The organism is Senegalia massiliensis (genome assembly GCF_009911265.1).
GTDB lineage: Bacteria > Bacillota > Clostridia > Tissierellales > SIT17 > Anaeromonas > Anaeromonas massiliensis_A.
On record NZ_QXXA01000031.1, the window covers coordinates 1 to 8,495 of the forward strand.

15 protein-coding genes are annotated in these 8,495 nt (G+C 22.8%); 9 read left to right on the forward strand and 6 right to left on the reverse strand.

Annotation, left to right across the window (positions count from 1 at the left end; all coding sequences use genetic code 11):
• Positions 1–373: 373 nt before the first annotated feature.
• Positions 374–577, forward strand: a complete 204-nt coding sequence (locus tag D3Z33_RS16150; protein ID WP_160198802.1) for a hypothetical protein — start codon at positions 374–376, stop codon at positions 575–577.
• A 58-nt stretch (positions 578–635) separates the two neighbouring features.
• Positions 636–908 (forward strand): hypothetical protein, encoded by a 273-nt coding sequence (locus tag D3Z33_RS16155; protein ID WP_160198803.1) that lies wholly within the window; start codon positions 636–638, stop codon positions 906–908.
• A gap of 222 nt (positions 909–1,130) precedes the next feature.
• On the opposite strand, the gene D3Z33_RS16160 is transcribed toward D3Z33_RS16155, so the two are convergent.
• The gene (locus tag D3Z33_RS16160) at positions 1,131–1,886 is read right to left on the reverse strand and encodes an AAA family ATPase (protein ID WP_160198804.1); all 756 of its coding nucleotides are present in this window, start codon (positions 1,884–1,886) and stop codon (positions 1,131–1,133) included.
• Positions 1,887–2,298: 412 nt separating this feature from the next.
• On the opposite strand from D3Z33_RS16160, the gene D3Z33_RS16165 reads away from it, so the two are divergent.
• From D3Z33_RS16165 to D3Z33_RS16175, 3 genes are all read left to right on the forward strand, one after another.
• Entirely contained in the window at positions 2,299–2,502 is a 204-nt protein-coding gene (locus tag D3Z33_RS16165) for a hypothetical protein (RefSeq protein ID WP_160198805.1), read from the forward strand.
• A 325-nt stretch (positions 2,503–2,827) separates the two neighbouring features.
• Positions 2,828–3,148, forward strand: a complete 321-nt coding sequence (locus D3Z33_RS16170; RefSeq protein ID WP_160198806.1) for a DUF6442 family protein — start codon at positions 2,828–2,830, stop codon at positions 3,146–3,148.
• Positions 3,136–3,342, forward strand: coding sequence for a helix-turn-helix transcriptional regulator (locus tag D3Z33_RS16175; RefSeq protein ID WP_160198807.1), 207 nt, complete (start codon positions 3,136–3,138; stop codon positions 3,340–3,342). Before D3Z33_RS16170 ends, D3Z33_RS16175 begins: the two co-directional genes overlap by 13 nt.
• A 163-nt stretch (positions 3,343–3,505) precedes the next feature.
• Here D3Z33_RS16175 and D3Z33_RS16180 read toward each other — a convergent pair whose 3' ends face one another.
• On the reverse strand, positions 3,506–3,955 hold the full coding sequence (locus D3Z33_RS16180; RefSeq protein ID WP_160198808.1) for a DUF6608 family protein: 450 nt from the start codon (positions 3,953–3,955) through the stop codon (positions 3,506–3,508).
• A gap of 249 nt (positions 3,956–4,204) precedes the next feature.
• Here D3Z33_RS16180 and D3Z33_RS16185 point away from each other — a divergent pair, with 249 nt between their 5' ends.
• Positions 4,205–4,363, forward strand: coding sequence for a hypothetical protein (locus D3Z33_RS16185; protein WP_160198809.1), 159 nt, complete (start codon positions 4,205–4,207; stop codon positions 4,361–4,363).
• Between the two features lie 279 nt (positions 4,364–4,642).
• On the opposite strand, the gene D3Z33_RS16190 is transcribed toward D3Z33_RS16185, so the two are convergent.
• Positions 4,643–4,771 carry a tyrosine-type recombinase/integrase gene (locus D3Z33_RS16190; RefSeq protein WP_160198810.1) on the reverse strand — a complete coding sequence of 43 codons (129 nt, stop codon included), beginning with the start codon at positions 4,769–4,771 and terminating at the stop codon, positions 4,643–4,645.
• Positions 4,772–4,989: 218 nt separating this feature from the next.
• On the opposite strand from D3Z33_RS16190, the gene D3Z33_RS16195 reads away from it, so the two are divergent.
• Entirely contained in the window at positions 4,990–5,355 is a 366-nt protein-coding gene (locus D3Z33_RS16195; protein WP_160198811.1) for a DUF898 family protein, read from the forward strand.
• A 659-nt stretch (positions 5,356–6,014) separates the two neighbouring features.
• Positions 6,015–6,521 (forward strand): hypothetical protein, encoded by a 507-nt coding sequence (locus D3Z33_RS16200; RefSeq protein WP_160198812.1) that lies wholly within the window; start codon positions 6,015–6,017, stop codon positions 6,519–6,521.
• Between the two features lie 173 nt (positions 6,522–6,694).
• On the opposite strand, the gene D3Z33_RS16205 is transcribed toward D3Z33_RS16200, so the two are convergent.
• Positions 6,695–6,862 carry an aspartyl-phosphate phosphatase Spo0E family protein gene (locus D3Z33_RS16205; RefSeq protein WP_160198813.1) on the reverse strand — a complete coding sequence of 56 codons (168 nt, stop codon included), beginning with the start codon at positions 6,860–6,862 and terminating at the stop codon, positions 6,695–6,697.
• A 197-nt stretch (positions 6,863–7,059) separates the two neighbouring features.
• Between D3Z33_RS16205 and D3Z33_RS16210 the strand changes: the two genes are divergently transcribed.
• Positions 7,060–7,233 carry a hypothetical protein gene (locus D3Z33_RS16210; RefSeq protein WP_160198814.1) on the forward strand — a complete coding sequence of 58 codons (174 nt, stop codon included), beginning with the start codon at positions 7,060–7,062 and terminating at the stop codon, positions 7,231–7,233.
• A 449-nt stretch (positions 7,234–7,682) separates the two neighbouring features.
• Here D3Z33_RS16210 and D3Z33_RS16215 read toward each other — a convergent pair whose 3' ends face one another.
• Positions 7,683–7,913, reverse strand: coding sequence for a hypothetical protein (locus tag D3Z33_RS16215; RefSeq protein WP_160198815.1), 231 nt, complete (start codon positions 7,911–7,913; stop codon positions 7,683–7,685).
• Between the two features lie 90 nt (positions 7,914–8,003).
• Positions 8,004–8,171, reverse strand: coding sequence for a hypothetical protein (locus tag D3Z33_RS16220; RefSeq protein WP_160198816.1), 168 nt, complete (start codon positions 8,169–8,171; stop codon positions 8,004–8,006).
• Positions 8,172–8,495 lie beyond the last annotated feature (324 nt).

The window sequence follows — 8,495 nt, forward strand, 5'->3', positions numbered from 1 at the left end:
CTACTCTTTAAAAATTTTATGTTTCTTAAAAATAATAATATGAACATAATAGTAAAAATATAAAATAAAATATATGCTAAAGCACCTTCTGTAAAAAATGGCTTATACATAACTTTTAATCCTCCTTATATTATCATTAGAATAAGGAAATTTAGTATCAAGAACTTTTAATAATATTTACTCTATCAAAAAACGATCAAATTTTTTGTGAAAATTTGTCGAATATACTGCATTTTTTTTAATAGCTATTAATATTTAGAAACACATAGAATTACATACATTTAATAATTAATTTAAAGGTATTTATTCTTTATTATAGAAGTTTATAGTGATATAGTAGTCAAGAAATATGAAATTTAAGGAGGAAAATAATATGAATAATAAAAATAGAATTGACTTAGCTCCTAAGGTATTTAGAATAGTGTCTATAATATCTATAATAACGATTGTACTTCATATTATAATAGATATTATATATGTAGGTAAGATTAAACATGATGATATTGTTCCATCAGTATTACTTATAATTTTTTGTGAATTTTGTAGAGGGAAGAGCATAGCTGAAAAGAACAGTTAAGATTCAATATTTCTTTAATAAGTCTCATCTATAGAAAACTACAAAAAAGGAGGACTATATGAATTTATTAATGGAATTTATTTTTGAAGTAATATTAGAAGGGGCAACAGAAGGAGTCAAATCTAAAAAAGTTCCAAAATTAGTAAGAATTATTTTGTTTGCTATTATTGTAGCACTTTTTTTTAGTATTATAGTGTTAATGATTTATTTAAGTTTGATTATTGATAGTGGTCCAATGATTAAAGTTATATTTTTAGGAGTAGCTTTAATCATTGGTGTTTTTCTTATCAATTTGATAAAAGAAATGATAAAAAAAGATAAAAATAATTAGAATTTAAGTCTTATTCTTTAGATATTAATAATCAAGAAGTTTTTAATTTATATAATATATATAAAATTATGTTATTAAAATACATAGAAGAATAAATTATTATAAGGCTAGGAAGAAATCTCTAGCCTTATTTTTTATGTAATATTATATGACAAAGCAGTACAGTTCAAAGTGTCCTACAGGTTTTTTATAGAATATTGTGAACTGTACTTTATCTACCTCTTACTCATTATCTAACAAAATGTCTAACATTTTACTTGTATTATTCATAAATCTTTTCGTAACTTGGTAGTGTTCAGTATCCTCATATTGTACTTCCTTAAATCCATCATCAAAACTATAAATTTTTGAATTTGGATAAGACATAATTATTGGTGAATGGGTAGCTATTATGAATTGTGAATCTTTATTAACAAGTTCATGTATTCTACTGATTAGAGCCATTTGTCTTGTTGGCGATAAAGCAGCCTCAGGTTCATCAAAAATATATACTCCATTTCCACCTAATCTATTTAATAATACAGCCATAAAAGATTCTCCATGTGATTGATTATGTAAAGATATACCCCCATAAGAATCGATAATTCTTGATCCTATACCACTTTGGTCTAACTCTTGAATATTAGAAGCGACATTGTAAAAACTTTCTGCTCTTAAGAAAAATCCATCTTTAGCTTTTATTGCACCTTTAACTAATTTTATATACTCATATAAGTTTGAGTGTGTTTGTGCTGTTGAAAAATTAAAATTTTTTGTACCACCTTCAGGATTGAATCCATATGCAACTGCAATTGCTTCTAATAAAGTTGACTTTCCACTACCATTTTCTCCAATTAAGAAAGTGACATTTGGATGTAATTCAATGTTATCTAAACATCGTACAGATTTAAGTGAAAATGGATAAATATCAAAACTTTCGACATCATCTCTTTTTAGTATAATTTTTCTTATGTACTGTTGAAAAGTATCTTTAATCATTGTAATACCTCCTTAGAAGTATATTGAAACTGTTTTACTTTATCTATTAGATATTTCAAATTTTTCTCCTCCATAAATTTGATCATTGTTAGTAAATAATATATTGGCAAATTTTGGCTTGTTAATATATTATTTTAAAAATGATTTTATATACATATTATCATATTGTAGAATTAAGTTATGATTATTTCATAGATTTATTATAGATTTTAATTTATTTTTCATATAACAATACTTACTCTATTAAAAATGCATTAAATATTTTGTGAAAGATTGTCGAACAAATATTAATATTTGGAAACACATAGAATTACATACATTTAATAATTAATTTAAAGGTATTTATTATTTATTATAGAATTCTATAGTGATGTAGTAGTCAAGAAATGTGAAATTTAAGGGGGCAATTAGTATGAATAGTAAAAATGTAATTGATTTATCTCCTAAGATATTTAGAATAGTGTCTGTAATATCTATAATAACGATTATAATTCATGTTATGACAGATATTATATACGTAGGTAGCATTGATCACAAGGCTATTGTTCTACCACTATTACTTTTTATTTTTAGTGAAAATTCTAGGGAAAATAGTATCGATAAAAGAAATAGTTAAAATAAGTTATTTTTTTGAATTACGCTAAAATAAATATGATTATATATCTATTGTAATTATAGTTTTATGATTAATTTTGTAGCTTTTAAGTCATTTTCAAGAATCAAAAAATATAGATAATTGTCAATATCATATATATAGGATTATTGTAAGTTTAGGTAGAAATATCTAGCTTTATTTTTTATATTTAAAATATTTGTTTTAGACTATTTTTTATATAAGTTAAAATTTTAATATATAGATTTAGTAAGAATATTATAGCTTTGACAAGTTTACTTGTCAAAGCTATAATAAATAAAGAGACAAATTTAAGGAGGAAATTTAAATGGATAAAGATAAAATTTTAGAAAAAGCTAGAAAAGAAAATTTGTTTAATGATGAAGCTAAGAATAACAAAAGAAAAAAGGGAGATGAGTGGGGATTTATAGCCGCATCTTCGGTATTAATTTTATTTGGATTTATTTTTTATTTCAAGGATAAAAGTGTTAGTCATATAGTTTCAATACATGGAGCATATGTAGGATTCAAAGGATTAGGAGAATATTTTGCAAATAAAGAAAAATCTGACTTAGTATATGCAGTTGGGGGATTATTATTATTTATTGGATCTTTTATTCTTGCGGTGGCTGATATATGGAAACTCTAATTTTTAAAAATAGACTTAAGGAAGTAAGAAAACAAGAAAATTTATCACAACAAGAACTTGCTAATATGGTTGGTGTATCAAGAAATACTATAAGTTCAATTGAAAGGGGAAAGTTTAATCCCACAGCAAAATTAGCTTTAATTCTATGTATTGCTTTAAACAGAAAGTTTGAAGATTTATTTTATCTAGAATAAATTTATTACAATCTTTATTCTATAATTAACTCAAATAATTTATATTAAGAGAAAGGCCAAGAGAAATAATTCTGGTCCTTTTCTAAATTTAAAGAGGAATTTTATAATTCACGTAGAATATAAACTTGTTTCAGTTCATTCATTCTCATAAGAAATAAAAATACTAATTCTTATTTTTAACTCGTTTCTTTGTTCTATCACTAACAAAAATTACTGCTCCTAAAAGACCATACATAAATGCGTAACTCCTTGATAAATCTTTAAATGCATCAGGATGTAATTCTATAAATATTCCATTAATCCAAAGATAAATCAAAAGAAGAGCCCATGTTATAACAAAAGTTATAGCATATATTATTAATTTGGGTTTTATAGTTTTTCTTAAAATATCAAAGATAAATAATCCGCTTATAAGTATTGAATGTAATATAAATCTAGATAGTAAATGTACATATGGGCCTATACCTGTTTTAGCTGGCCATAAACCTAATAATATTGGTATAGTATCTAGTAAAGTAAAAATAGTAAATAGAATGCATACCGTTATTAGCTTATTACTTAAAATTTTTGAATACAACTTTTCAACTTTTCCTTTAAATTTATTAGTTTTCATTAAGTTTATCCCCCTTAATTTTAATTAGTTTAACAATAAATGATTTCCATTATTATTTACTTTATATCTTACTATATTATAGAGCTTAAGTCATACTTATTTTAACATATATAATAAAGGTTGTTATTACATCATTTTAAGGCTAAGGAAAATCTCTAGCCTTATTTTTTGTTATGTAGTAAAATATAGATAATTATATAAAAAGAAGCAGAAAAGATTATTATAATAATGGATCAAAGGAGGATAATTATGCTACAAACAGGTATTATGATAACAGAAAATGATGTAGTTGATATCGTTATTTTAAAACTAAAAAAGTTAGACTTTGAATTAATAAGTAGTTGTTATACTGATGTTAAAGGTGTAGATATAATTACCAAAAAGGATAATTATAAAATTTTAATATAAGCAAAAGGTGGTACAAGTTATATACAAAGTAGAAATCAAGCAAGGACCCAGATATCTGTAGCAATATTTAAAACTTTGCAATTAAAAGAAGAACACAAAAATACACTACTAGGAATAGCACTACCTTATGAGAAGAATCATTATGAATTTATAGAGAGTATAAAGACTTCATTGTGAAACAGAGGGTTTTAGCATTTATGATGATACTCTATTTTTTTATTAATATAGCTTTTAAATTAGCTGAAAATTTACGTGTAACTAACAAGTAACATACAAATTTTATAGTTTTGCTATTAATTCTTTTAATTTTTTAATATCTAAGTGTGTGTAAATATTGGCTGTAGTAGAGTAATCTGCATGACCCATTATTTTCTGTATAGAGAGCATATCTACATCTGTCCTAGCCATAAAAACTATCACTAGTTATATCAATAGAGATAAATGATAATAAAAAACATTAGAATGTTGTTTTATTTAAGGCATTGTATTAAGTGTTTTTTTAATATAAGCATATAGAAATCGAAAATGATTGTAAGATACTGTCGAACATTGCGATAAAAACATGAAGGATTCCATATTTTTATACAGAATATTATAAATTATAGAAAATAGAAAGGGGAATCATTATGGATAATCAATATGAAGTTCAAGAAGTACAAGAAATAAAGGGAAAAAGTAAAAAATCAGAAAGTAAATCTTATTTTGATGGAGGTTTATTGCAATTAATTGGATGGACCATATTAGGGTGGTTAATTACATTAGTTACTTTAGGAATTTGTTATCCGTGGGCTTTATGTATGAGGTATGGGTGGAGAATTAATCATACAGTAGTAGATGGAAGAAGGTTAAAATTTACAGGTTCAGCTGTAGGATTATTTGGTAACTGGATTAAATGGTGGTTATTAACTATTATTACAATTGGCATTTATGGATTTTGGTTAGGAATAGCACTAGAAAAATGGAAAGTAAAAAATACAAGATTTGCAAACTAAGACACTTATATGTGTCTTTTTTATATAAAAATAAATGAATAAAATTGCTAAGTATTCCCTAACATATTATAATAATACATAATCTGAAATACAAGAAATAGATAAATCTGTAGTAAGTAGAGCTATTGTTGGAGGGCTTCTTGGACCAGTTGGGCAGTAGTTGGTGGATTGAGCGCTTAGGTGGGTGTCTTTTCATATCCAAAACAAAAGCATATACCAATTAACATAATATACAGATTTTATTCTACAATATAATACTATGCTTTAAAAGGTTGTTTGGAAAATATCACTTATTTGCTAATGTTTATTTTTAAAACAGTTTTATATACGTTTTACCATATATAACGATTGTTAATGTAAGATTGTGTATTATATAAAAGGTGAAAATTAGTCTTATTTTAATAGAATATCTGTTTAATATTTATGTTTGATATCATAAAATTTATAATATCAAATAAGATCATAAGTCCTAAAATTTGAATAAAGAAGCCTATAGATCAAAAGGTAAAAATAAAAAATAACAATTAATTATCTAGAATTTATGAGATACTTTATTGATAAATTATAAAAGTAATAAGATGAAATTTATTCTAAATTTAATCTTATGAATAGTAGTTGTAGTTGACAGATAAAGATTTATTATTTAAAGGAGGAAATATATGTATATGATATGTTCATTAAAATCTTATTATAAAGATAATAAATTAAGTAGTACTTTAGTTAACTTATTTTTTCTTGTTGTTGTTTTAATTTATTTAATCCCTTTTTATATAAATGATATTATTTTTGATTACATTTATAATATATTTCAATTAGATTATGGTATAACAGAATCTTTTATATTAATATTTATGATGATGTATGGTTTAATAATGTTTGATAATAGAGTTATTAAAGGCATCTATGTTACAATACTTTTCTTTAATTTATCATTTACATATTTTGCAACAATAATGGGTTCATACCAATATTCATACAAAGTTTTTTTGCCGATATTGCTTCAGATTATTTTATTATCTATATTGGGATTAGTTTATTATAAGTCAAAAAAATATGAATGTATAAGAAAATATAAGACTAATACTTTAGTTGTATTTATATCAATAATAATCCCTTTGTTTTTATTAAGTTTTTTTGGAAAATTAATATCTTCTTTCATTATATAAATTATCAAATTATATTTATTCTCACCACTATTTATTTTTCACATAAGTATGAGGTTGAAACCTCATAAAATTTTATATAGCTTATTATCCCTAATTATTTCTAGAGTTCATATTCACAATGTATCATATATAAAAACAAATTAACCAGGACTATTTGCCCTGGTTTGTTTATGTCAATTGATTTTATTTTTTATTTTATGATATAGATATAAAACTTCATCTAATTCTTGACTTATATTTATTACTTCTGTTGTAATTATAAAATCATTTTTATGTAGTAGTTTATGCATTTGTTTTTTTAATGCTGTTATCTTATCTTCAACATCTTCTACTTTTCCCATGCCACCACACTCTCATAATTTTTTTATATTTTCCTTACTTTCCCTATTATATTATAAAATTACTTAATTAACAATAGAAATATAATAAATGAAATTATAATATTTAATAAAATGAATTAATATTCCAAAAAATTTATTTTTATGTAGAGGAATTAACAATTTTATGTAGAATATATATTTAAAAGGGGGAATTGAATGTGAGATATAATGAAAATGACCTTGAAGAAATAACGAGAATGTTTATTAAACTAGCAGATAAATTATTAGCAGATAAAAGAATTGATAAAAATACTTATATAGAAATTACAAAGAGAAAGAAAGGGTTTTTAAAGTTTGTGGAAAAAGACAGAATATATAATAGATATTTCTAAAAACTATAAAATGATATTATTATGTTAATATGAATAAGGCTAAGATTAATTTTTTAGTCTTGTTTTTTATATAAAATCATATGGTAAAATATAGTATAGTTATATATCAATTAATGTTCAATAGTAGATAGCTGTACAATAATAAAATATATCTAAATAAATATGAATAAGATATGATATTTATCAAGAATAAAGAGAAGCATTTAGTATAAGGATTTTTACTATGTAGATTATATTTAAGAGGATATATCTTATAAATTTACTTATTTAATTATAAAACAATTTAAATTTATAGTGGTAAAATGCTAAAAAGAACTATAACTGATAACACATTAGAAAATTATTTGAAATAATAGGGGATTGGATTATTTTTTAATTTATTAGCTATTTAAAAAGTATACATAAATATAAAATTAGTACCATATGGTACTAATTTTATATTTATGTAATTAAAATAATGTGTTTTTAATAAAATTAAATATTTCTTCATAGTTTTTAGAAGCTATTATTGCAGATATAAAAAAGGATGAAAGTAATATAATTAGAGTTATAACAATAAAAATAGTATTTTTAGTTATTTCCTCCTTTTTGTTAGAGGAATCTTTTACAGTATTATCTATATCTTTTTTTATATTATTATTATCTTCATTTAAATTTTTTATATTTTCTGTTTCTGTCATTATATCACTTCCTTGTAAATTTATATTCTATTATTTATGATTACTTAATTAATATATACATACCCTTTCATAATTAGATAAATCTCTGTTTTATTTTTCCATATATGTAATAGTAGCCATATACATAGTATCCGTATTGCTATATTCTATATCCACTATTTCTAGTATGTTTAATTTGTTAAAATTTATCCATTCATTAACTTTTGTTTTTAAAAGAATTATATCATCTGTATCTTGAATAATTGTTATATGTTTCAAGTAATCACCCCCTAATATAATATATTTTTAGAATAGTTAATTATACTAAATATTAAATGTTTATTTTATTAAAAGGATTTTATAATTCTTATATATAGAATAAGTATTAAATATAACTGTTTGTTATTTTAAGGGTAAAATATTTAATAAAATAATTTGATTCATGAATTTCAAAAAGAATATTGACAACCTTAAAATATTTTGATATAGTACTAAGAGTCGTCAGGAAAGCTTGTCTTTCTAAGTGAAAAAGAATTTAAAAGAAAATAAAAAAAGTTCTTGACAAGCTACTTAAAACCTGATATAGTATTAAGAGTCGCTAGC

Coding starts and splice junctions, on each gene's coding strand:
- D3Z33_RS16185 (WP_160198809.1), top strand. CDS start 4,205: ATGCTACAAACAGGTATTATGATAACAGAAAATGATGTAGTTGATATC.
- D3Z33_RS16205 (WP_160198813.1), bottom strand. CDS start 6,862: ATGGGAAAAGTAGAAGATGTTGAAGATAAGATAACAGCATTAAAAAAA.
- D3Z33_RS16190 (WP_160198810.1), bottom strand. CDS start 4,771: ATGGCTAGGACAGATGTAGATATGCTCTCTATACAGAAAATAATGGGT.
- D3Z33_RS16155 (WP_160198803.1), top strand. CDS start 636: ATGAATTTATTAATGGAATTTATTTTTGAAGTAATATTAGAAGGGGCA.
- D3Z33_RS16150 (WP_160198802.1), top strand. CDS start 374: ATGAATAATAAAAATAGAATTGACTTAGCTCCTAAGGTATTTAGAATA.
- D3Z33_RS16180 (WP_160198808.1), bottom strand. CDS start 3,955: ATGAAAACTAATAAATTTAAAGGAAAAGTTGAAAAGTTGTATTCAAAA.
- D3Z33_RS16215 (WP_160198815.1), bottom strand. CDS start 7,913: ATGACAGAAACAGAAAATATAAAAAATTTAAATGAAGATAATAATAAT.
- D3Z33_RS16175 (WP_160198807.1), top strand. CDS start 3,136: ATGGAAACTCTAATTTTTAAAAATAGACTTAAGGAAGTAAGAAAACAA.
- D3Z33_RS16170 (WP_160198806.1), top strand. CDS start 2,828: ATGGATAAAGATAAAATTTTAGAAAAAGCTAGAAAAGAAAATTTGTTT.
- D3Z33_RS16195 (WP_160198811.1), top strand. CDS start 4,990: ATGGATAATCAATATGAAGTTCAAGAAGTACAAGAAATAAAGGGAAAA.
- D3Z33_RS16200 (WP_160198812.1), top strand. CDS start 6,015: ATGTATATGATATGTTCATTAAAATCTTATTATAAAGATAATAAATTA.
- D3Z33_RS16160 (WP_160198804.1), bottom strand. CDS start 1,886: ATGATTAAAGATACTTTTCAACAGTACATAAGAAAAATTATACTAAAA.
- D3Z33_RS16165 (WP_160198805.1), top strand. CDS start 2,299: ATGAATAGTAAAAATGTAATTGATTTATCTCCTAAGATATTTAGAATA.